Annotated in this window: 22 protein-coding genes; 13 read left to right on the top strand and 9 right to left on the bottom strand. The window is 37.9% G+C overall.

Annotated features, from left to right (window positions below):
- The first annotated feature begins 5 nt into the window (after positions 1 to 5).
- From ACY2LT_RS05780 to ACY2LT_RS05755, 6 genes are read left to right on the top strand one after another with little or no spacing between them, the layout of a single operon-like run.
- On the top strand, positions 6 to 383 hold the full coding sequence (locus ACY2LT_RS05780; RefSeq protein WP_491814443.1) for a Na+/H+ antiporter subunit C: 378 nt from the start codon (positions 6 to 8) through the stop codon (positions 381 to 383).
- Positions 384 to 1,895 carry a Na+/H+ antiporter subunit D gene (locus ACY2LT_RS05775; protein WP_491814442.1) on the top strand — a complete coding sequence of 504 codons (1,512 nt, stop codon included), beginning with the start codon at positions 384 to 386 and terminating at the stop codon, positions 1,893 to 1,895.
- The gene (locus tag ACY2LT_RS05770) at positions 1,892 to 2,365 is read left to right on the top strand and encodes a Na+/H+ antiporter subunit E (protein WP_491814441.1); all 474 of its coding nucleotides are present in this window, start codon (positions 1,892 to 1,894) and stop codon (positions 2,363 to 2,365) included. The genes ACY2LT_RS05775 and ACY2LT_RS05770 overlap by 4 nt, the downstream gene beginning before the upstream one ends.
- On the top strand, positions 2,362 to 2,634 hold the full coding sequence (locus ACY2LT_RS05765) for an MrpF/PhaF family protein (RefSeq protein WP_491814439.1): 273 nt from the start codon (positions 2,362 to 2,364) through the stop codon (positions 2,632 to 2,634). Before ACY2LT_RS05770 ends, ACY2LT_RS05765 begins: the two co-directional genes overlap by 4 nt.
- A complete protein-coding gene (gene mnhG / locus ACY2LT_RS05760) occupies positions 2,631 to 3,011 on the top strand; it encodes a monovalent cation/H(+) antiporter subunit G (protein ID WP_491814438.1) in 381 nt (126 codons plus the stop codon). Before ACY2LT_RS05765 ends, mnhG begins: the two co-directional genes overlap by 4 nt.
- Positions 3,012 to 3,014: 3 nt before the next feature.
- Positions 3,015 to 4,394, top strand: coding sequence for a DUF4139 domain-containing protein (locus tag ACY2LT_RS05755; RefSeq protein ID WP_491814437.1), 1,380 nt, complete (start codon positions 3,015 to 3,017; stop codon positions 4,392 to 4,394).
- Here ACY2LT_RS05755 and rsmH read toward each other — a convergent pair.
- Positions 4,391 to 5,359, bottom strand: a complete 969-nt coding sequence (rsmH, locus tag ACY2LT_RS05750) for a 16S rRNA (cytosine(1402)-N(4))-methyltransferase RsmH (RefSeq protein ID WP_491814436.1) — start codon at positions 5,357 to 5,359, stop codon at positions 4,391 to 4,393. The genes ACY2LT_RS05755 and rsmH overlap by 4 nt on opposite strands.
- Before the next feature lie 8 nt (positions 5,360 to 5,367).
- Positions 5,368 to 5,820 carry a division/cell wall cluster transcriptional repressor MraZ gene (mraZ, locus tag ACY2LT_RS05745; RefSeq protein ID WP_491814435.1) on the bottom strand — a complete coding sequence of 151 codons (453 nt, stop codon included), beginning with the start codon at positions 5,818 to 5,820 and terminating at the stop codon, positions 5,368 to 5,370.
- A 249-nt stretch (positions 5,821 to 6,069) separates the two neighbouring features.
- On the opposite strand from mraZ, the gene ileS reads away from it, so the two are divergent.
- The 4 genes from ileS (at position 6,070) to ACY2LT_RS05725 (ending at position 12,767) form a co-directional block, all read left to right on the top strand.
- The gene (gene ileS / locus ACY2LT_RS05740; protein WP_491814434.1) at positions 6,070 to 9,318 is read left to right on the top strand and encodes an isoleucine--tRNA ligase; all 3,249 of its coding nucleotides are present in this window, start codon (positions 6,070 to 6,072) and stop codon (positions 9,316 to 9,318) included.
- A gap of 114 nt (positions 9,319 to 9,432) precedes the next feature.
- Positions 9,433 to 10,620: a TraR/DksA family transcriptional regulator gene (locus ACY2LT_RS05735; RefSeq protein WP_491814433.1), complete on the top strand. Its 1,188-nt coding sequence runs from the start codon at positions 9,433 to 9,435 to the stop codon at positions 10,618 to 10,620.
- A gap of 148 nt (positions 10,621 to 10,768) precedes the next feature.
- Complete coding sequence (locus ACY2LT_RS05730) at positions 10,769 to 11,452, top strand: DUF5020 family protein (protein ID WP_491814431.1); 684 nt, start codon at positions 10,769 to 10,771, stop codon at positions 11,450 to 11,452.
- 7 nt (positions 11,453 to 11,459) lie between these two features.
- A complete protein-coding gene (locus tag ACY2LT_RS05725) occupies positions 11,460 to 12,767 on the top strand; it encodes an NCS2 family permease (RefSeq protein ID WP_491814430.1) in 1,308 nt (435 codons plus the stop codon).
- A 155-nt stretch (positions 12,768 to 12,922) separates the two neighbouring features.
- On the opposite strand, the gene ACY2LT_RS05720 is transcribed toward ACY2LT_RS05725, so the two are convergent.
- Both ACY2LT_RS05720 and ACY2LT_RS05715 read right to left on the bottom strand, forming a co-directional pair.
- Entirely contained in the window at positions 12,923 to 13,921 is a 999-nt protein-coding gene (locus ACY2LT_RS05720) for a leucine-rich repeat domain-containing protein (protein WP_491814429.1), read from the bottom strand.
- Between the two features lie 9 nt (positions 13,922 to 13,930).
- Entirely contained in the window at positions 13,931 to 15,097 is a 1,167-nt protein-coding gene (locus ACY2LT_RS05715) for a hypothetical protein (protein WP_491814428.1), read from the bottom strand.
- 183 nt (positions 15,098 to 15,280) lie between these two features.
- Between ACY2LT_RS05715 and ACY2LT_RS05710 the strand changes: the two genes are divergently transcribed.
- Complete coding sequence (locus tag ACY2LT_RS05710; RefSeq protein ID WP_491814427.1) at positions 15,281 to 16,804, top strand: NAD(P)H-hydrate dehydratase; 1,524 nt, start codon at positions 15,281 to 15,283, stop codon at positions 16,802 to 16,804.
- Complete coding sequence (locus tag ACY2LT_RS05705; protein ID WP_491814426.1) at positions 16,794 to 17,183, top strand: VanZ family protein; 390 nt, start codon at positions 16,794 to 16,796, stop codon at positions 17,181 to 17,183. Before ACY2LT_RS05710 ends, ACY2LT_RS05705 begins: the two co-directional genes overlap by 11 nt.
- Before the next feature lie 81 nt (positions 17,184 to 17,264).
- Here ACY2LT_RS05705 and lon read toward each other — a convergent pair whose 3' ends face one another.
- From lon to sucD, 4 genes are all read right to left on the bottom strand, one after another.
- Entirely contained in the window at positions 17,265 to 19,688 is a 2,424-nt protein-coding gene (gene lon, locus ACY2LT_RS05700; RefSeq protein WP_491814425.1) for an endopeptidase La, read from the bottom strand.
- Positions 19,689 to 19,699: 11 nt separating this feature from the next.
- Positions 19,700 to 20,608 carry an Hsp33 family molecular chaperone HslO gene (locus ACY2LT_RS05695; protein ID WP_491814424.1) on the bottom strand — a complete coding sequence of 303 codons (909 nt, stop codon included), beginning with the start codon at positions 20,606 to 20,608 and terminating at the stop codon, positions 19,700 to 19,702.
- Positions 20,609 to 20,618: 10 nt separating this feature from the next.
- On the bottom strand, positions 20,619 to 21,317 hold the full coding sequence (locus tag ACY2LT_RS05690) for a nucleotide exchange factor GrpE (protein ID WP_491814423.1): 699 nt from the start codon (positions 21,315 to 21,317) through the stop codon (positions 20,619 to 20,621).
- Between the two features lie 265 nt (positions 21,318 to 21,582).
- Positions 21,583 to 22,536, bottom strand: a complete 954-nt coding sequence (gene sucD, locus ACY2LT_RS05685; protein ID WP_491814422.1) for a succinate--CoA ligase subunit alpha — start codon at positions 22,534 to 22,536, stop codon at positions 21,583 to 21,585.
- Positions 22,537 to 22,732: 196 nt separating this feature from the next.
- Here sucD and ACY2LT_RS05680 point away from each other — a divergent pair, with 196 nt between their 5' ends.
- Positions 22,733 to 23,443, top strand: a complete 711-nt coding sequence (locus ACY2LT_RS05680; protein WP_491814421.1) for a superoxide dismutase — start codon at positions 22,733 to 22,735, stop codon at positions 23,441 to 23,443.
- Positions 23,444 to 23,508: 65 nt separating this feature from the next.
- On the opposite strand, the gene rpmA is transcribed toward ACY2LT_RS05680, so the two are convergent.
- The gene (gene rpmA, locus ACY2LT_RS05675; RefSeq protein WP_491814420.1) at positions 23,509 to 23,766 is read right to left on the bottom strand and encodes a 50S ribosomal protein L27; all 258 of its coding nucleotides are present in this window, start codon (positions 23,764 to 23,766) and stop codon (positions 23,509 to 23,511) included.
- Position 23,767 lies beyond the last annotated feature (1 nt).

Below are 23,767 nucleotides of genomic sequence, written 5' to 3'. Positions count from 1 at the left end.
AATATATGGAATTTGTTTTAGCAATAATTGTTGGGATATTAGCTACATCCGCCTTTTACTTAATGTTGCGAAGAAGCCTTGTGAAAGTTATTCTGGGTATGGTATTTCTGGGCAATGCAGTGAACCTAACTATCTTCTCTGTTGCACGTGTTACAAAAGGTTTTGCTGCCTTTATCCCGGAGAATGCAAACACTCTCGAAGGCACTTATGCAGACCCACTCCCGCAAGCTTTGATCTTAACTGCTATCGTCATCGGGTTCGGCACACAGGCTTTTGCCATTGCTCTATTCCGCAAAGCTTTTCAAAAAGTTGGCGACGACGACTTAGATAAAATGAATTCTACCGACATTATGTGCAACGAAGACGTCCCGGGAGGCAAATAGATGAACTCGATTTTAGCTATGCCTGTTGTTTTTCCGCTGTTTACCGGAATTATTATGTTATTTTTCTGGAAGCATCGTTCAATCCAGAGAATTATCAATGTTATTGGTTCGACTGTTACTTTAGCCCTTGCTATATATCTTACCTGGTATATTAAAACAAGTGGAATTCAATGCCTTTACATCGGTGCCTGGAAAGCTCCGTTTGGTATTATCTTTACAGCTGACCTGCTTACAATGACAATGATTCTTGTTTCGGGTATCATTGGCTTTGCTACTGCTCTCTATTCGCTTGGCACAATGGACGAAACCCGCGAGCATTTCGGTTACTACCCTCTGCTTCAAATAATGATTATGGGTATTAACGGTTCCTTTATGACTGGCGACTTGTTCAATATGTTCGTCTGGTTTGAAGTGTTGCTCATTTCGTCTTTTTCGCTTGTGGCTTTGGGTGGCGAACGTTCTCAATTAGAAGGTGCAATAAAATACGTTATCCTTAACTTGCTTTCATCATCTCTTTTCGTTGTCGGAGTAGGTATTCTGTACGGTATTACCGGCGGATTAAATATGGCAGATTTAGCCCGCAAAATCCCAATGCTTCCCAATAAAGGAATTGTCAATGTGATGGCTATGTTCTTTTTAGTTTCATTCGGGATAAAAGCTGCCATATTCCCTCTGTTTTTCTGGTTGCCCGCTTCCTATCACACTCCGCCGGCAGCAGTTTCTGCAATTTTTGCTGGTATGCTTACCAAAGTCGGTGTTTATGCTCTTTTCCGTGTATTTACTTTAATATTCGTTACAGATGTTGCTTTCACTCATACAATAATAATCATTATCGCAATGCTTACTATGCTTTCAGGTGTGCTTGGAGCTGCCTCTCAGATGGAATTCCGCAGAATCCTGTCTTTCCACATCATTAGCCAGATTGGTTATATGATTTTAGGGCTGGGGCTTATGACTCCGCTCGGTATCGCTGGCGGTGTGTTCTATATTTTCCACCACATTATTGTAAAAACTAACCTGTTCTTTGTTTCTGGCGTTGTCAGTGAACTAAAAGGCACTTATCTCCTGAAAAAACTCGGTGGTGTGCTTAAATTATATCCTCTGCTTGGCTTGCTGTTCTTAATTCCAGCCCTTTCTCTCGGTGGAGTGCCACCGCTTTCCGGCTTCTGGGCAAAATACACAGTAGCTGTTGCTGCAGTCGAGAAATCAGAATACCTTGCTCTTGCAGTATCTTTGTTTGTTGGCTTGCTCACTTTGTTTTCTATGATTAAAATTTGGAATGAAGTCTTCTGGAAAGAACAAAAAGCCGAATATGCTGCCGAACAGCAAACGCTTCGCCAACTGCCGAAATTTAAAATTGCTATGATGTTTGCACCTATTATTCTTCTTGCGGCTATTACTTTATTTATCGGGCTTTATCCCGAGCCTTTCTTCGATTATGCAAACGAAGCCGCTCATCAGCTTCTCAACCCTTCTGTTTATATTAACGCTGTTCTTGGAGGTGCCCAATGAATAGATTGATGGTTAATATTATGTTCGCTTTTATCTGGATGTTCCTTCAGGGCAATTTGCATCTTTTTGCATTCTTCGAGGGATTTTTCCTTGGCTTCCTGTTTCTTTTTATTACTCGAAAGTCTACTGAACCGACACCATATTTTACTCGCTTTTTCAAAGTTATTTGGTTCATTCTCTATTTTATCAAGGAAATTATCGTTTCCAACCTGAAAGTTGCTTACGATGTTGCTACTCCGGGCTACTTTATGAAACCAGCTATTCTGGCAATTCCTCTTGATTGCAAAACTGACCTGGAAATTACTTTGTTCGCTAATATGATTACTATGACGCCCGGCACTTGGAGCATAGACGTTTCTGACGACAGAAAAACTCTTTACATTCACGCAATGTATGTCGATGATATCGACACATTTATCAAGGATTTAAAAAATGGTCTTGAAAGAAAACTTTTGGAGGTTATGAGATGAGTTTCCTCGAAATTTGCCTATATATTTCACTGCCATTGATTATTATTTCTGTGCTTATTTCTTTGTTCCGTCTTATCGTCGGTCCTGATATTGCCGACCGTATTGTGGCACTCGACACAATGACTTCCATTGGCATAGCCTTTATGGCTGCCTTCGGTGTTTTTATGCGAAAAACAATGGCTCTCGATGTTGCTCTAATTCTGGCTCTTATTTCCTTCCTTGGAACTGTTTCTTTTGCTTACTATCTCGAAAGGAGGAACTTACAATGAACATTGTACTCGAAATTATTGCCGGTATTTTGATTGTTTCTGGTAGCATCTTTATCTTTCTTACAGCTGTCGGGTTAGTCAAAATGCCTGACCTTTACACTCGTGTTTCCGTTACCACCAAAGCCAGCACTCTCGGGGTAGGCTTGGTTATCGTCGGAACTGCTGTTTTCTTCCACGACCTTGCTGTTTATGCTCGTTCTATCCTGATTGTAATCTTTGTATTTATGACTTCTCCTGTTTCTTCTCATATGATTGGACGTGCTGGATATCTCGATGGGGCAGCTCTTTGGGAAAAAACAAAAGCAAACCATTTGGAAGGACAATACGATTTAAAAAATAAATCTCTCAAAAACTATTACTCTAAAAAAGAGGACTGATTAATGAAACGCTCTTTTCTTATATTTCTTTTCGCTTGTAATGTGCTTTTTGCACAAGCTCCAAAGCTGACAATTTATAACAGTGGCTTTGCTGTAGTCGAGGAAACTATTAATGTCAATCTGAAAAACGGTCGTCAGGAATTTCTGATTGACAACCTCCCATCAAGTGTTATTCCTAATTCTCTTATGCTTAAACTAAACGGAAATATCTATTCTTATTCCTTCTTTCGAAAATCACTGTTCAACGAAATTCTATCAAATTCAATCAACAAGGATGCTACCGTTTACCACAAATTCAGCAATGAAAAATTATACGGCAAGATTCTCTCCTTTTTCCCGAATGATAATCCAAGATTAATTCTCAAAAAGCCCGACAATTCCATTGTTCTTCTGTCGAACCTGCTCGAATATGATATTGAAATTAAAGAACTACCCGATAACGTAAGTTTGAACAATAAATATTCTTTTGATATAGAACCTATCAAATCAGGTCCGCAAAACATTAATCTTAATTATCAAATAAATGATATTTACTGGAATGCCCAGCATTTTTTGATTATCAACGACCAAACAAATTCTGCCACCTTTTCGTCCGATTTTCAGATTTTTAATAATTCCGGCAAAGATTTCAAAAATGTCAGGATGAAGCTTATTTATGGAGACGTTCCCAAACCAATCGGATTAAATGATATTTCTCAAGAACAAGATTACGGGGCAATGAGATTTTCTCCTCAAGCAGCAAAAATGAATCTCGCAAACACATCCGAAGAAGAATTATCTGGTCTTTTCATTTACGACCTGAAAGATGATTTCTCAATTTTGAACCAACAATTCAGAAAAATATCTTACAAAAGTGCTGATAATGTGAAAATTTTCAAAAAAAAATATGCTTTTTCAAGCTTCGAGCCTTGGCAGAACACCGGCGGCAAAGTCGATATTTTTAATGTAGTTGAATTGGTAAACTCAAAAGATAATGGCTTGGGATTTACTGTTCCGAAAGGTGTTTTCTCAGTTTATTCAATCAACAAAGAAGATATTGAATTTGTAGGAGAAATCCCGACTAATGGAATTAATATAAACAACACCGAAGTTCTTAAACTATCCAAAGCCTTTAATATTAACGGTCGTGAAGAAATTCAGAATGTAGATTTCGATGGCACCAATCAAATTGAAACTTACAAATATTCCTTTTCAAATCAGGCTAATACCGCCGAAGACATCGTTTTACTGATTTCCGGAGATTTCACAAATATCAAAATTTTGTCTTCATCACACAAATATAAATTAGAAGGCAAGCGAACTTTAAGAATTGATTTTAAATTAAATAAAAATTCCGAAGAACAAATAATAATCAAAACTCAAAGGATGCAAAACAGGTATTAAATCTTTTCAGCTGCTCTCAGCTTGGCACTTCTCGAACGTGGATTGATACCAATTTCCTCATCATCAGGAACAATTGGTTTTGTTGTAAGAAGTTTTAATTTTGGCACAGTGTTTGATATATCAACTGTGCCTTTTTTTATTGCATGTTCTTTGAAAATGTGTTTTACAATTCTATCTTCGAGCGAATGATAAGAAATCACGACAATCCGTCCGCCCGGTGCAAGCATTTCTATTGCTTTCCGAAGCGAATATTCAAGCACTTCCAGCTCCCGGTTAACCGCAATCCGAAATGCTTGAAACACACGCGAAAGTGTTCTGATTTGTTGAGGTTTCGGCACACAACTTTCTACAATTTCCCGAAGCTCGAATGTAGTGCGTATTCGGCTAAGCTTTCTGCGAGTAACTATTGTGCGTGCAATAGCACGCGAACGTGGTTCTTCTCCATAGTTTCGCAGAATTTGATAGATTTGTTCTTCCGATAAAGAATTGAGAAGGTCTTCTGCCGAAATGCCGCTTCCACCAAACCTCATATCTAAGCTCGAATTAACCCGGTAGCTTAGCCCCCGTGAGTCGGTGTCCAGCTGCATCGAGGAAACGCCTAAATCAAGCAGAAGACCAGAGAAATTGCCCGCCAGTGCGGGCTGCTCAAAGGCTTCTTCGAAGCCACAATTGAACAGCACAAGTCTTGGAGGCTTTTTGTTTAACTCTTCCTCAAATTTTATCCGGCAGTGCCGGATAGAGTTTTCATCTTTATCGAAAGCCCATAAATTCCCCCCAGAATCGAGCTTTCGAAGGATTAACGCCGCGTGCCCACCGCCTCCAAGAGTGCCGTCTATATATATTCCGTCCTGCCTGTTTATTAGCAATTCGACAGACTTTTCGCCTAACACCGGCAAGTGGTAATCATAACTTGCCGCTTCTGTGCGTATTGGCTTCTGCCGCTTCTTATGCTTTTTTTTTTTCACAGCCAGTCTCACTTCATACTGTCAGAGAACACTTGTTCAGCAACCTTCTCGTAAGGTTCGTTGAATTTATTCAAGTAGTTTTCAAATTCATCAGGATTCCAGAATTCGATGTGGTCGCCCATCCCGACTATCATCACTTTGCTCTCGATGCCCGCAAATTCAAGCAGTTTGCGTGGCAAAGTTATTCTTTGCTGGGCATCAAGTGCTACTTCTTCGCTCCACATCAACAACATTCTCAAAAAATACCGGTTTTTTTCATCGTATTGGTTCAAATTGGCAAACTTTTCTTCGTATTTTTTCCATTCATCTATCGGATATGCTGTGATGCATTTATCCAATCCGCGCGTTATGGCAAAAGTATCATTTGCTTCCGGCGAAAGCGATTTCCTCATCTTCGCTGGAATATTTACCCGACCTTTGTTGTCTATCGAGTATGTCTCTTGCCCTTTAAAGAATGCCATTTTCTACCAATTTGATTTCTTTTTTGGGATTATTTACCACTTTATCCCACTTTTTCACACGCAATATAACAAATCGTTTCTAATTATCAAATATTTTTTTCGAATGTTGATAACTTTCTGTTTTTCAATTGTTTCTCTTATTTATTCTTTCTTTTTATTATTCATTTTGTTATCTGAAAAAAAAGTCGTAAAATTGAAATTTGTTTTATATAAATATTTGTATGTTTTAATACTTATACGTGAAGAAAAATGTTTAATTCATTACCTGAAAAAATCTCGTATCCCGAAATCGAAAAATCTATATTGAACTTTTGGAAAGAACACAAAATATTCGAAAAGACACTGGAAAATGCTGACAAAAGCAAAGTGTATAGCTTCTACGAAGGTCCCCCAACTGTAAATGGCAAGCCCGGCATTCATCATATGATGGCTCGCACTATCAAAGATACTATCTGCCGTTTCAAAACTATGCAAGGCTATTATGTTCGCCGCCAAGCCGGATGGGATACTCACGGTTTGCCTGTGGAAATTGCTGTCGAAAAAGAACTTGGAATTAAAGATAAATCTCAGATTGAAGTTTTCGGTATTGACAAATTCAATGCTAAATGCAAAGAATTAGTTTATAAAAACATCGAAATGGACGAAGGTTGGGGTTATCTCACCGAAAGAATGGGCTACTGGGTCGATCTATCCAAAGCTTACATCACTTGCACCAATGACTATGTCGAGTCAGTCTGGTGGGCTTTGAAAACTTTCTTCGATAAAGGGCTCATCTATCGCGGTTTCAAAGTCGTCCCACAATCTCCCACTATCGGAACCCCGCTTAGTTCGCACGAGCTTTCTCTTGGTTACAAAGAAGTGCGGGACCCAAATTGCTACATTAAATTAAGAATATTATCTTCTCCAATAAGTGAGCTTGTTGAAAAACAATTACTTGTATGGACAACAACTCCTTGGACGCTTCTTGCCAATGTTGCTACTGCCGTTGGTGAAGATATTGATTACGTCCTCGTTCGCAACAAACGAAATACCAAGGACGGCGAGCTCATTGACGAACTTGTTCTTGCCAAAGCCCGTCTGTCGGCTCTCGATGGCGAATATGAAATACTTAAAGAATTCAAAGGTCGCGATTTTCTTGGAACAAAATACGAGCAAATTTTCCCTTATTGCAAATGGAATAGCGAAGAATATCCTGATGCTTTGAGTGTTCTGCCCGGCGATTTCGTCTCCACCGAAGATGGCTCCGGCATCGTCCATATTGCCCCTGCTTTCGGCGAAGACGACTACGAGATGAGCCGTAAATTCCGTATCCCGTTTGTTCAGCCTGTTACTCTCGATGGACACTTTACTGAAGATATGGGCGAGTTTGCCGGTCGTGCTGTAAAAACTCTTGTTTACGACGGCCACACCGAAGAAGGTGCAGATAAAGATATTATTGTCGCCCTTAAATATGCTGGAAAAATTTATCGCGCTACTAACGATTATCTGCATAGCTATCCACATTGCTGGCGTACAGGTAATCCAATTATATATTATGCTCGCGAAAGCTGGTTCATTAGGTCTCCTCAATACAAAGACAGAATGATTGAACTTAACAAACAAATTAACTGGCAGCCAAAAGAAATCGGGGAAGGGCGTTTCGGTAATTGGCTCGAAGAAGTTAAAGACTGGAACTTGTCTCGCGACCGCTACTGGGGCACTCCGCTCCCATTGTGGGTGAACGAAAACAATAAAGATGATGTATTTGCTGTCGGTTCAATTGCTGAACTTTTAGAAGGTTACTACGAGAACGAGGACGGAAGTCTTACTCCTCTAAAGGAAACTAACCTTGAAATTGACTTGCACAGACCTTTTGTCGATAAAGTTGTTTTTGTCCGCAACGGTAATAAATATCGCCGTGTTCACGAAGTTATTGACGTGTGGTTCGATAGTGGTGCTATGCCTTTTGCTCAGTTCCATTATCCTTTCGAAAATCAGGAGCTTTTCCGTAGCCAGTTTCCCGCAGACTTTATCGCCGAAGGTATCGACCAAACCCGTGGATGGTTCTACACTCTTCATAATATTGCCACTGCTTTGTTCGATAGTCCTGCTTTCAAAAACATCATTGTCAATGAGCTTATCCTTGACAAACACGGAATTAAAATGTCCAAGTCCAAAGGAAATGTTATCGACCCATTCGATATTATGGATAGGCTCGGTGCTGACGCTGTCCGTTGGTACTTATTTGTTAATAACCCACCTTGGAAGGCAACTCTTTTCAACGAAGAAGATATTGTCAAAACTGTTATTTCCGACTTTTTCCGTTCGCTCACAAATACTTATGCGTTCTTTGCTCTTTATGCTAATATCGATGGTTTCGATGGTAGCGAACTCGAAATTCCGCACACTCAAAAACCAGAAATTGATAGATGGATTATCTCCCGCACTAATTCTTTGATTAACGATTTCGTTCGGTTTATGAACGAATACGAAGTTACAAAAGCAATGCGTGCTATCCAGGAATTTACAATTTATGAACTTTCTAACTGGTATATTCGCCGCAACCGTCGCCGCTTCTGGAAAGGTGAAAAAGATGAAGAAAAAATTGCTGCATACCAAACTCTTCGCTATGTTTTGAAAACTGTTGTTCAGCTTATGGCTCCTGCTGCACCTTTCTTGTCGGAACAAATTTATCAGTTCCTGCGCTTTGCAAACGAACCCGAATCTGTGCACCTATGCCGTATCCCAGAAGTTCAACACGACAAAATTGATACTGCTCTCGAAAACCGTATGGCAAAAGCACAGCAAATCGTTTCACTCGCACGTTTCCTTCGCGAAAAATCAAAAATCCGCGTTCGTCAGCCGCTGCGCCGCATTCTTTTGCCTGTCGATAGTCCTCAGGAACGCCGTGATATTCAAGCCGTTGCCGATATTATCAAAGAAGAAATTAATATTAAGGAAATTGAATTTGTTACCGACGAAACTTCTGCTATCGTAAGTAAACGAGCAAAAGCAAACTTCAAATCTATCGGCAAAAAATTTGGCAAATCTACTCAGAAAGTTGCCAATGCAATCAAGGATTTGCCAACCAAAGAAGTTTCTAAGTTAATAGGGGACAGCCAATATAAATTGCAAATCGACGGCGAAGAATTCCTCATTACTCTCGAAGATGTCGAAATCTTTAGCGAAGATATTGAAGGTTGGCTCGTTGCTTCTGAAAATGGTATTACTGTTGCTCTGGATACTGCTCTTGATGAAGATTTGCTACGCGAAGGTATTGCCCGCGAATTTATTAACCGTATTCAAAACCTTCGTAAATCTTCCGGATTTGAAGTTACCGATAGAATCGATATCTTCGTTTCTGTCGATGAAAATATCCAAAACGCTCTATCAGCAAAATCTGATTACATAAAAAATGAAACTCTTGCCGAAAATATTGAGTTCGTCTCTAATCAGAGCGATTTTGAAAAGATTGACATCGAGGAGGCTATCGTTTTTGTCAAAATTCTAAAAAAATAATTTGAAAATTTAAATTTTCTTTATAACTTATACATTAGTAGATGTCATTGCAGTTTTCTTTTGAGAACTGCAATGATTATTAATGAAAGAAATTTCAATATCAAGGAATAAATTATGCCTACCAAGAAGAAAAAAGAGGAAGTAGTCGATACTACTCCAAAAAAGGTTACTAAATCTACTAAAAAAGTAGAAGAACCTGTTCAGGAAACTATTTCTGCGAAGGAAACAAAGCCTGCTTCTTCCAAATCAGGAAAGAAAAAAGCTGAAGCAGTTGTTGAAGTCGTAGCCGAACCAACCCCAAAGGCAAAAACTGCTAAAAAAACAGCCAAATCCGAAGAAAAGCCAATCCAAACCAAAGATGAAAAGAAACCAAAAAAAACTGCTAAAGAAGAACCTAAAGCAAAAGTCGATGTTATTCCAGAACCAAAGCCTGCTTCTTCCAAATCAGGAAAGAAAAAAGCTGAAGCGGTTGTTGAAGCAGTAGCCGAACCAGCACCAAAGGCAAAAACTGCTAAAAAAACAGCCAAAGCCGAAGACAAATCGGTGCAAACCGAAGACAAGCAAAAGAAATCAGCCAAGACAATTGAGGAAACAAAACCCGAAATAAAACAAGAAACAAAGCCAAAAATTATTAAAGATGATGCTCTGCTCGAGCCTATTAAATACGAAGAGGAACCCACTACAAAACGTTCTGCTCGTAAAAAAGCTGAAAAAGAGGAAAAGCCAAAAGCGGAAGCTCCTAAACCTGTTGCTAAGCCTGTTGAGAAAGTCGTTGAAAAACCAAAAGTTGAACCAAAGCCCGCTCCGCAACCTGTTCCTCAGAAGCCTGTTGCTCCAAAACAAGAGCCCAAACCAGCTCCTGTTGAGCCGCATACTCCTAAGTCCGACGTTCGTTATTCTGATGAAGACTTGGAAATGTTCAAAAATGTTATTTTAGAGGCTCGTAGCGAGGCTCTCGACGAATTACAGATGCTTTATGAACGTCTCGAAGACCTTACAAACTATGATTTTGCCGAAGAAAGTATGATTTATTCTATGCATATGGCAGAACAAGGCTCCGAAGCAATGGAAAAAGAAAAAACTTATGCTCAGATCCAAAGAATTAAAGACTACATTAAGAAATTGGATGAAGCTTTGTTGAGAATTAAGGACAAAACTTACGGCATTTGCCGTGTCTGCGGTATTTTGATTGCAAAGGAGCGTCTTCTTGCTGTGCCAATTACAACTCTTTCTGCTTCTTATAAGATTCATCAAAGATGCCCGGAAGATGGTGTCGATAGAATTGAACCTATTAAAGAGTAATTTGTTCAAATAATAATAATAGCCGCCCTTCGGGGTGGCTTTTTTATTCAAGTAATTTGTAATTTTATTGAAAATTAACAGAACTAATAAAATATAATTTCATTTTTTTTATTAATTTTGCTTCTTTTTTCAATAAATTGGGGGTATTATGTTTAAAAAGCTACTTTATTTATCAATTTTTCTAATACCACTTTCTTCCTTGATTTCTCAAAATCTGCAGGTTCATTATGATTTTGGCGATGGTCGTAACTACATTACAACTACCGTAGAACAATTCAAACCGGATAGTTACGGCAGCACTTTTTTCTTTGTCGATTTTAACCATAGCAAAAAAGGTGCATCGGAAGCATACTGGGAAATAGCTCGCGACCTTAAATTCTGGGATTTCCCGATTGCTGCACACTTCGAATATAACGGTGGCTTAAATTCCGCTATCAGGTTTAATAATTGCTATCTTGTTGGTGTTTCATATTCATGGAATGCACCGGATTTCTCGAAAGGTTTCACTCTACAGGCTATATATAAAAACATTGAGCGAAATCAGGAGCAACACAATTTCCAACTTACAGGTGTGTGGTATTTGCATTTATTTGATGGCAAGTTTACTTTTAGTGGATTTGCTGACTTTTGGAGAGAAAAGCACCACGTTTCAAAAGATAATTTCCAAAACCATTACAAAAAATCAAACTTTGTGTTTCTAAGCGAACCACAAATTTGGTATAACATTAATAAAACATTTTCAGTTGGAAGCGAAGTTGAATTAAGTAATGATTTTGCCGGAATGTACGGTTTCAAAGTTAATCCAACAGTAGCAATTAAGTATAATTTTTAGGTGATTTATGAAATTTCTTGAAAATTATTTTAAGCTCTCTGAGAATAAAACAGACTTCAAAACAGAACTTATTGCTGGATTTACTACATTTATGACAATGGCATATATCCTTGCTGTAAATCCGCAAATCCTTAGTGCAGCCGGAATGGACAAAGGTGCTGTCTTTACTGCAACTGCTCTTGCATCAGTAGTAGCAACTCTGGTAATGGCTTTTTATGCAAAATTACCTTTTGCTCTTGCTCCCGGTATGGGATTAAATGCATTTTTTACTTATACCGTTGTTCTGGGAATGGGGCACACCTGGCAATTTGCTTTAACAGCAGTTTTTATCGAAGGTATTATTTTTATACTTCTCACTTTTTTCAATGTGCGGGAATTAATTGTCAATTCCATTCCTACAAATATTAAGCACGCAATTTCTGTTGGTATTGGTTTGTTCATTGCCTTCATCGGTCTGAAAAACGCTGGAATTATTGTTAGCAACGAAGCTACTTTTGTATCTCTGGGTAAAATAACTGATGTATCTCATAGCGCTGCTCCTATGGTTACAATTATCTCGTTCCTGGTTGCCGGCACTCTTCTTGCCCTCAGAGTAAAAGGAGCGTTGTTGATTGGTATTTTGGTCGGAACCTTGGTAGGAATTCCGCTTAATATTACAATTATCCCTTCGAGCTTCGAAGTAGCTCCACCGTCGCTTTCACCAATTTTTATGAAGTTTGAATGGTCTGATATTTTTTCAATGGATATGGTGGTTGTGTGTTTCACTTTTCTGTTCGTCGATATGTTCGACACAGTTGGCACCCTTATCGGAGTATCATCAAAAGCAAATCTGCTCGATAGCGAAGGTAGAGTGCCTCGTGTGAAAGAAGCACTTATGGCTGATGCAATTGGAACAACTGCTGGTGCTATGTTGGGAACTTCCACTGTTGCAACTTATGTCGAAAGTGCTGCTGGTGTTGCAGAAGGTGGCAGAACAGGACTTACTGCTCTGACTACTGCAATCTTATTCCTTCTTGCTTTGCTATTCTCCCCAATTTTCTTGATGATACCGTCTGCCGCTACTGCATCTGCACTTATCCTGGTCGGTGCAATGATGATGACACCAATTAAAAACATAGACCTTAGCGATTACACCGAACTTATCCCCGTATTCTTCACAATTGTAATGATGCCGCTTACTTTCTCCATCTCTGATGGCATTATCTTTGGCGTTCTCTCTTATGTGTTATTTAAAATATTAAGTGGTCGGTTTAAAGAAGTGTCTTTAGTTACAATTATTGTTGCAATACTTTTTATAATCAAATTTTATTTATAAAGAAGCTTAAATATCTGGAAAATATCAGTTTATATCAAAGTAGAGGCGTATTCTTAATACGCCTCTTTCATTTTTTCTCATTTTCTTTTGTTGCTTCTGAATAAAGCAACTTCGTAATAAATAAATTGAAATAAATATTTTTTTACTTTTTCTTTCTACTCGGTTTCTTCGCCTTTTTGAAGATACTCGTCGTGCAACACATTAGTATTTGGGAGCGATTGCAAAATTGTTTTTATGCTCGAAAATGCTAATTCGTTGTTTTTTAAATTCAATACTTTTAAGTTTTTCAGATTAGTAATGCTCATCGGTATTGTTTTCAGCTTATTGTTGGATAAATCCAAATATTCAAGATTGCTTGCCTTGCCGATACTTTCATCAAGAGATTTTATTTTGTTATTCGACAAGTCTAACCACCGAATCTGTCTAATACTCCCAAAATCAAATTTCACCTCACTAATTGAGTTGTTCGACAAATTCAATACTTTGAGCTGTTTGAAATTTGAAATTCCTTGTGGAAAATTTCTCAATCTGTTCGATGATATACTAATGTTTTCTACTTGTTGTGGCAAATTTGCCGGTAAATCCCGTAATTTCTGGTTGTCGAAGTTCAGAACAACTGAATTATTGCTAATCAAAGGCAACTCATTTATTTCATTCTCCAAATTTGCAATTAATATTTTAACAGCATCCTGACTACCACCGGGCATTGAAATGAGCTTCTGATATTTCCTAAGTGCCAGCTTCAGGTATTCACTCGCTTTGTCTGGGATATTCATCTTTTTGTATATTGCTCCGTATGCTTCATCTATTGCAGCAGACCAATATTGTGCCTCCCAGCTTTGATTTTTTCCAATTAATCTTTCTGCTCTTTCCAAATTTTCAAATGCTTTGCCATAATCCCCGTTGTTTATGTAACTTTGGGCAAGCTTCACAAATCGCGATGCCTGCGATATATTTCTGCTCGTTGCCGGGCGCGGGGACTGCTTCTGTTCAGATTTCATTCGGTTTGCTTCTTCCAGAGTAGAAATTGCTTTTGGGTAATTGCCTTGTTCGATATATTTTTTCGATTTTGTTTCTAAGTTCTTAATCTTTTGATTATCATTAGAAAAAGAAACCAAACATATAGCCATAATTAATAAAATATACTTTTTCATTTTCACACCTTAATATATGGTGGTCGATACTGTTTGCCATAATGCAAAACGTACCCCAAGCTGAAAATTTGTTGTCCACGGACGCCCCAGATTTATTTCTCCTCCAAACGCCGGAAATACTAAATCCTTTGAATAATGATTGAAATTATACGCAGCGAAAAATCCTATCGGAAAATGAAAACGACTGAAATTTGTTGCCATTAGCTCCATCCTTATCGTTTGTCCCTGCCACTTCTTCGAAGGCAATTCCGTATTGGGCAGTCGGCAAGAACCCCAGAAAAATCCGTAGCCTCCCTTCAGCCCTAAATAAAAATTCTCTATTTTCATTACTTCTGAAAGTGGTATATTTAAATTCATTCCGGTCGAAATGTAATCTGTTTTATATTCCATATTTACGCGTCTGTTCTGATAGAATTTTTCTGCTTCAATAATCTGATATGTGTACTCAGTCCAGATATCAAGTATCTTTCCCATCCCAAAAATCGGGCTTGGATTAAATATTAATGCAATCCCAGGAGAAATATTTGCATCAATCCGGGAATCATTATAATTCAAATAATTGCCGGATAACCCGATTGATAAAATTGACGCGCTATTCTTCCAGTTATCGTATGCCTGACGAATATGTTCCATCTGCACCCACGACTGCTGACGACAATCGAAGAACATTTTATCAAGTTCGCTTCGTAAACTATCAATCTGCGCTATCATTTCACGGTAGCGGTTCCTGTAATAATTTGCCGAGAGCAATTCTAAATTCTGACGGTGTATTTGTTCTTGTAGTATAAAATTATCATTGTTCATTTTCTCAATTTTTTCTCTCAGCTCAACTATTTTCTTATGGTATGGAGCATCGGGGGCATCCATCACTTGCCGACGTAGCCCATCTGCTTGATTGTAGTAACGACGCAGTGTTCTGGCGTCAGCATCAGTTAGTTCTTCGAGCGTTGGTATTGACGTTGGATTGGCTGGCTGCAATCCAATTAACCGAAGTTGAGCCTCATACAACACCGCTATTCTGTAATATTCTAATATTTTGAGAGCGAATAGCCCCTCGCTTTCTTCGTATAGTTCGAGTTCGTTGTTGCTTGGCAAAGCCGAAAGCTCAACTATTGGTTCTGCCGCATAAATCTCAAAAGAAAGGATAAATATTAATCCAAAAATAACTTTTCTCATTGTTTCACCAATAATATGTTTATTATTTATTTCTGTTGAATACAAATATTATGCCAATATGTTTTATTTTCAATTAATTAGTGTTACGCTTTGTTTTTGAGTATTCATAATATATTTTTCATCAAAATTTGATGTTTATTCATTAATTTAGCATCATTCTAACATTGTGTATAGGTTAGTATTATGAAGCCTGTTGCATCTGCTGAAAAGTCAAAGCTGATAGATAAAGCAGTTATGGAAGATTTGCGTCTTAGCTCAGGTGCCTTGATGATGGAAAATGCTGCTCGTTCCTGTTTCGAAATCATAAAAGAAAGATTTGGTCTTCGCTTCCGTAATTGCCTTGTGCTTTGTGGTGTTGGTAATAACGGTGGCGATGGTTTTGCTCTTGCTCGGTTGCTATCTGAATTTTGCCCTGTTACAATTTTTGTGATTGGCGATTTGTCCAAAATGTCCGATGAAACAAAAGCAAATTTTGAGTTTGCTAAAAATAATCGCAATATTATCATAAAACATTTTTCTGATGAAGAACAAATCAAAAGCACAAGCTTCGATTTTGAACTAATTATTGATGCCTTAATCGGTGTCGGTGGGGGAGAAGACCTACGCGGTTTGGTTGTGCCTCTGCTCAAAAAGGCAAATCAAACTAATTCTGTCAAAATTGCTATTGATGTTCCTACTGGCTTGAATTCAACTACCGGAAAATTCCACCCTGATGTTTTTCGGGCTTCTGCTACTATTACGATGTTTTGCAAAAAACGCACAATGCTCGATAAAAAATTAAGCTCCGTTTTCGGAGAAATATTCGTCGCATATTTAGGTTTCGATAGCAGCTTAGTCAATCACATTATCGAAGAATGGGAGATTGAACCACACGACTACTCTCTGTTAAAAAATATTCCGGTTGATGCAAATAAATACGATTGCGGCAAAATTGCACTTGTTGCCGGTTCGCACCGTTATCCGGGAGCAGCAGCGATTGCCTCAAATGCGGCTGTTGTTGCAGGTGCCGGCTTGGTTCATCTATTCTCAACATCATTTCATCCTCAGCTAAGAGCAGAAGTTATTCATCATCAACTCACTGCCGACAACGATGGATTTATTGCATACTCCGAAAATAATATTGCTGAATTAATCGATGAATTATCTCATTTTGATGTTGTTGCTATAGGTCCCGGTCTTGGTTCTTCAGAAGATACTTTGAAAATTGTTGAAAAAATTTTGCAAAATCTAAATACAAAAATCATTCTTGATGCTGATGCGATTCGCATTGTCTCCAAATTAAATAAATTAAGCAAAAATGTAATTCTGACTCCTCATTTAGGCGAGTTTTCCCGGATTCTTGGTATAAATAAATCTGACATTTCACAAAATAAACTTCCGCTTATCAGAGAATTTTGCCAGAAATACGAAACCAACCTTCTGCTGAAAGGTAGCACTACTGTTGTGAGCGATGGGGACAAATTCTACTACTCTACAAGTGGCAATTGTGGGCTCGCAAGTGGTGGAACAGGCGATGCACTCACCGGCATTGTTTCCGCTTTTGCGGCTCGGTGCGATAATATTGCAATTGCAGGTGCAATAGCTGCTTTTATTCACGGGCTATCTGCTGATTTATACTCTGCTCAGTATTCAACTGAGAGCGTAACTGCTTCCGATGTAATAAATTATTTAGGCAAAGCAATCAGGAATGTTCGGGATGAAATTTAAAATAATTACTTCTTTGCCGGTTTTGCTTGCTTCAGTAGCTATTTTTATTGCTTCTCATCAGCCGCAAATAGATTTACCCGATTTAGGTATATTGAACTTCGACAAAATACTTCATTTAAGTGCTTTCTTTGTTTATTCTCTTCTTTTAATGCTTTTTCTGGTTAGTAATTTTAATTTCAATAAACGTAAAATTCTTCTGATTACTTTCGCTTTTGCTACTTTATTCGCTATTTCTGATGAGTTCCACCAAAGCTTCGTTCCGGGACGAGATGCTTCTGTTTATGATTTGCTTGCCGATATTATAGGCATTTCGCTTTCTTTATTATGTTTTAGCTTAATTTATAAAACTTCCGGATTGATTCATAAATACGTTTGCTGAAAAATACTTATAAATTTTCAATGATAAAAAAAAGGCTGGTTTGTTCTCCAGCCTTTTGATTTTATTATTAATTTTAGTCAATTATTTGAAAACAACCGGAAGTGCTTCCCACAATGTCTTAACAGGAATTATCTCCAAAGAATTGGTGATTTCTACCGGAAAATCCTGTATTTCTCGCCAGTTTTCATCCGGAATAATAACTTTGGTAATCCCAAAACGCTTCGCGGCTAACAGCTTTTCTTTCAATCCGCCGATTGGCAAAATATTCCCTCGCAAAGTGATTTCTCCGGTCATTGCAACTTTTCCGTTTGCAGGTTTGCCACTAATCGCCGAAATTATCGCCATTGCAATTGTTATGCCTGCCGATGGTCCGTCTTTGGGTATCGCTCCTTCCGGAACGTGAATATGAATTTCCTTTTTCTTATAGAAATTCTCATTCAATCCCAATGCCTTATAGTTGGAACGAATAAATGAAAGCGCTGCAACTGCTGATTCTTTCATTACGTCCCCTAATTTCCCCGTCAGTGTTAGTTTTTCGGTTGTCGAGGGCATTATCGATACTTCCACCGGCATCACATCACCGCCAACACTTGTCCAGGCAAGCCCTGTTACTACTCCGACTTTGTCATCTAATTCATCTGATTTTTCTTTATAAATCGGTGCTTTGAGATATTTTTCTACTGTCTCAGGAGTAACTTTGTATTTTTTCTTGGATATCTTTTTCAAAATCTCTTTATTCTCTTGTATCGGAACCCATTCATTGCTTTCCGCTGTATAATCAGAAGATTCAGAAACAATTTCTTTTGCAAGTTTTCGCAATACAGATGCAATTTCGCGTTCTAAATTGCGAACACCTGCTTCGCGTGTATACTGGCGAATTATTTTTAATATCGCTTCATCAGTAAAGCTAATCCTGAGCTTGTCCAATCCAAATTCATTGAGCAATTTGGGTATTATGTGCCTTTTTGCTATTTCGAGCTTATCGATTTCAAGGTAGCTATTGATTTCAATTATTTCCATCCTATCGAGCAAAGGAGCCGGAATATCATATTTTACATTCGCAGTTGTAATAAATAAGACATTCGACAAATCAAAATCAATTTCTAAATAATGGTCATTGAAATTTGCATTTTGTTCTGGATCAAGCACTTCCAGCAATGCTGCCGACGGGTCTCCACGAAAATCCATCGACATTTTGTCAATTTCATCCAGCAATATCACAGGATTTATCGTTCCTGCCTTTTTCATCGACTGAATTATTTTACCGGGCAAAGCTCCTACGTAAGTTCGCCTATGACCGCGTATCTCAGCTTCGTCGCGAACTCCACCCAACGAAAAACGAACAAATTTTCTTCCCAAAGCTCGTGCAATCGATTTTGCTAACGATGTTTTCCCAACTCCCGGTGGTCCCACAAAGCACAATATCTGGCGACGCAATGCTCCCGTAAAATTCAATACTGCAATATATTCAAGTATTCGTTCCTTCGGTCGCTCCAAATCATAATGATCTTCGTCCAATACTTTTTTGACGTGCTCTATTCTGATATTGTCCTGCGTTTTTTCATTCCAGGGAAGTGCTAAAAGCAAATCGAGATAAGTTCGATTAACTGAATATTCCGGCGACATCATCGGGGTTTTCTTCAGTTTGTCGAGTTCCTCTAAAGCTTTTTCGTAAGCGTGTTTTGGTAGATTTGCTTTTTCGATTTTCTCTTTTATTTCGAGTAGTTCCTGCGGTAGTCCTTCGTCTTCTTCAAGTTCCTGTTGCAATGTGCGGATTTGCTCCTGAATATAATATTTTTTCTGATTTTTTTGTATTACTGAATGAACTTTATTTGTAATTTCTTCTTCAAGTTTTAATAGTTCAAGCTCATTGCTCAGAAGCGAATTTAAAAGGAAAAATTTCTGCTTGATGTCTGTTTCTTCTAAAATTTTTTGCTTTTCCTGAAGTTTGGACTTTATGTTCGCTGCTGCATAATATAATTTATAGAGCGGGTCTTCAATTGTATCGAACGCTAAAATCAAGTCTGATGGCAAATTTTTTGATTTGTTTACGTATTGTTTGAATGATTCCGATAAATATCTTACAAGTGCTGCCAATTCCGAGTCGTCTTCCTGATAATGGATGCTCACACTTTCGATTTCCGCTTCTAAGAAATCTTTTTTTCGTGCTTTTTTTACTATTTTTGCCTGATATAAGCCTTCTAATAGCACCTTGTATAAATTGTTTGGAAGACGCAACACCTGTAATATCTTAGCAACAATTCCGTGCTCAAACAAATCATTTATTGTCGGGTCGTCCTGTTCGGGCACTTTCTGTATAACAACAAAAATCAGTTTGTCATTATCCAATGCATAATTGACCGCCTTCATTGAAGTTTCCCTGCCGATGAGCACAGGATAAATCATATTGGGGTAGATGATTATGTCTCGTAGTGGTAATATTGGTAGTTTTTTCGGTAAACTTACTTCTTCCGATGTTTCTTTCTTCTTGTTCCTTTTTGCCATAGCGATTTCTCCTAATTATTTTTTGCTTGAATCTCTGTTAATATTCTTGCAAAATCACTCTCATCTAAAATATATTTTTCGCTGCAATACTGACAAACAAGCTCCGTATGTCCCTCTTTTTGCATATTGCGTATTTCGTCGGCACCAAGTGCCACAAGATGACCGAGAAATCCTTCCTTCGAACAACGGCAATAAAAATCCACTGGTGAATGCTTCACTATTTCGAACTCAAAATCAGTTGCTTGACGGATAATTTCTTCGATAGTGTGTCCATCGGATAATAATTGTGAAATTGGTGGTAGTTCGTAAAGTCGTTCTGTAATTCTGACTATTTCCTTTAATGGTGCTTGCGGCATAGCTTGAATTATTAGTCCGCCCGATTGAAGTATCTTTCCGTTATCGTCAATTGAAGCATCTAATAAAACTGCCGATGGAATTTGCTCCGATTGACTGAAATAATAAGCTAAATCAGTTGAAATATCGCCTTGTGCTAACTCTGTAATTCCTATTATCGGTTCTGTTTTGTTATATAAAATTCTCGATACCTTAATTTTCCCTTTCCCTATTGCATCATCAATAGAATGCAATTTGCTTTCGCCGTATTTATTATCAACCCGGATAAATCCGCGGGTTTCGCCAACTTGAATAGATTCAGAATATATTTTTTTTATATAATTTGAACCATCGATTTCTATGCTTACCCGTTCCTCGCCTTTGAGAAATGCTGAAAGCAAGGTCGAAGCAGCTAATGTTTTAGCAAGAAAAAATGCCGGTGTTGCCTCAAGATTGTGTCTTGCTTGCGCATCGAGTGCCATTGCTGTATTCTTAACCGCAACTCCCCTGAAATATCCATCTTTCGATAGAATTCTTATTACTCTATCTCTTTTTGTAAAACTATCCTTAATGCTTTGTAAGCTCATCTGATTTCACCTATCCGTTAGATTGTCCGTTTGAAGTGATTACTTTTGCGTGGCGTAGCACTTTGTCCTTATACATATATCCGGGCTGGGCTACTTGCAGCACTGTGCCTTCTTCTTTGTCCGAATTCATAGCCATAATTGCATCTTGTAAATTTACATCGAATGGCTTGCCTGTCGGATCTTCCATTTTTTTTACGCCTTGCTCTTCGAATAGCTTTACTGCTTTTTGATAAAGCATCTCCAAACCTGTTCTCAATGCCTCTATGTCAGTTGTCTTGCTTGATGCATCAACTGCCTGCTCAAAATAGTCAAGTAGTTCTATCATTTTACCAAGAAGTTGCCCGTTTGCATAATCTGCCAACTCTTGTTTTTCTTTCAAATGCCGCTTTCTCTGATTTTCAATTTCAGCCACTTTTCTTACTAACTGATCTTTTAGATAATCCCTCTCAGCTTTTAATTCTTCAATTTCTGAAATTTTATCTAATGCAATATTTGATAGTTCCTCGATAATATTATTGTTACTATCTTCCGATTGGCTTTTTTCATTTTGATTATCAATATTCAGTTCGTTTTGACTTTCTTCCATAGTTCTGTTTTCTTCTTCCATTTTTTTCACTTTTTGTTCCTCCTGTTTTTTATAAGTATTCAACAAATCTTTTTCTGTATCCAATGCCTGACGCAAAGGCTTTTTCGAACTTTTCCCTTCCATTTTTCCTCCGTTCGAACATTTCAACAACTCCAAAAATATTTAGACGAAATAGTTTCATTAACCTTTTATTTATCAACAAGAATTCACACTATTATCTGTTGATTTTGTCTCGATTTTTTATCAAAAAATAATTTTTTTTGTTCGCTCTTGGTTTAACTAACCAGATTCTTTTCAAAATAAATTTTTTAATTTCAAAAAAATCTTCTCACACAAAAAATGGTGAGAAGATTTCTGTCTCAAAAAATAATATTTAATAAGTGAAAATCTATTTCTCTGCAGTTTTGCTTTTTCTTTTTTCAACAATTTTCTTTTTTATTGCAATTCCATCGAGCACTTTTTTAACTGTAATTCCAATATCTGCTGGTGAATCAACTACAATAATACCCGCATCTTTCATTGCAGAAATTTTATCTTCGGCTGTGCCTTTTCCGCCAGAAATGATTGCCCCAGCGTGTCCCATACGACGTCCCGGAGGAGCAGTTCGCCCTGCAATAAATCCGATAACAGGCTTTTTAACATTTTTCTTTATGTAGGCAGCAGCAATTTCCTCAGCATTTCCGCCGATTTCGCCAATCATAACGATAGCCTCAGTTTTCTTATCTTCGTTGAACAGTTCCAGGGCATCAATAAATTGAGTTCCAATAATTGGGTCGCCACCTATTCCGATACAGGTCGATTGTCCTATTTTCAGCTCAGATAATTGATTTACTGCCTCGTAAGTTAAAGTCCCACTACGCGATACCACACCCACCTTGCCTTTCTTGTGAATGTAGCCCGGCATAATTCCAATTTTGACTTCCCCAGGTGTAATAATCCCCGGACAATTCGGTCCAATCAACCTTGATGATGAATTTTCGAGTGCTGCCTTGACTTTTATCATATCACGAACTGGTATGCCTTCTGTAATGCAGACAATCAACGGCACTTTTGCATCTATTGCTTCAAGTATTGCGTCTGCTGCTGCAAATGGCGGAACAAATATCACGCTCGCATTTGCTCCTGTTGCTTCCACTGCTTCTCTGACTGTGTTATAAACAGGCACCTCGTATGCAAATTTTATTTCACCTTTTCCACCATACATTGTGCCACCTTTTCCGGGTGTTACTCCTGCTACTACCTGAGTTCCATATTCTATCATCTGTGATGTATGGTATGTGCCTTCCGAACCGGTTATTCCCTGAACTATTAACTTTGCCTTTTTGTCAACAAGAACACTCATTGTTTCCTCTATATTTGTTTGTTAAACATCTGATTTTAAAAACAATATTATAAAGTTTATAAGAAAAAATTATTGTGAATTTCGATTATTTGAAAACTTTATTAATAAATTTAAGCGTTGCTAAAAAATTTTTTAATTTAATAAAATTTTATTTAAAATTAAGCGTCTCTAAAACTAAAATTAGGAGCAACTAATTATGAAATATGTAAAATTAATATTATTAGGTGTAATTATGTTATCAAATTCTGCTTTCGCTTCTTTTTCAGAAAAACTTAATCTCAATTTTTCAAAAGATGACTCCGGGAAATATCTTCTTCCCGAACTTGACTATTCCTATGATGCATTAGAACCTTATATCGACGCTCGCACAATGGAAATTCACCACACTAAGCACCATCAGGCTTATGTTACTAATTTAAACAATGCAATTGCTGGAACTGATATGGAAAAATTAAGCCTTGACGAACTTCTTGCTAATATTTCGAAACATCCTGTTGCTGTTCGTAATAACGGTGGTGGACATTGGAACCACGCTTTCTTCTGGAAGCTCTTGTCTGGCAAGTCTTCAAAAATTCCTTCAGGAAAACTTTTGGAACAAATCAACAAAGATTTTGGTTCATTCGACAATTTCAAAGCTGAATTCTCAAAAGCAGCAATGGGAAGATTCGGCTCTGGCTGGGCTTGGCTAATTATTAAAGATGGTAAGCTTGTTGTTTCTTCAACTCCAAATCAAGATAATCCTCTTATGGATGTGGCAGACGTAAAAGGGTTGCCTGTCCTTGGTCTCGATGTTTGGGAACACGCATATTACTTAAAATATCAGAACCGCCGCAATGAATATGTAGAGAATTTCTTCAATGTAATCAATTGGGATTACGTTCAATCAATCTTCGAAAAGAATTTCTAATATGTAACCACAAAAAAATAAAGCCCGGCTAATTTAGTCGGGCTTTTTTGCAAGTAGAGAGGCAATTAGTTAATTGGATAAACAGACACTTTCTTTTTTGTTTTGTCTTTGCTTTCAAATTTTACTACACCATCAATCAACGAGAAAATTGTGTAATCTTTTCCAAGTCCGACGTTTTTCCCTGGATGGTATTTAGTCCCACATTGGCGAACAATAATATTGCCAGCTATTACTTTTTGACCACCGAAAACCTTCACTCCGCGATACTGTGGATTTGAATCGCGTCCGTTTTTCGATGAACCGCCACCTTTCTTATGAGCCATA

The sequence above is a fragment of the Eximiradius proteiniborus genome (assembly GCF_058546985.1).
Note: the sequence above shows the minus strand (reverse complement) of the source record. Positions and strands in the feature narration are given on the sequence as shown.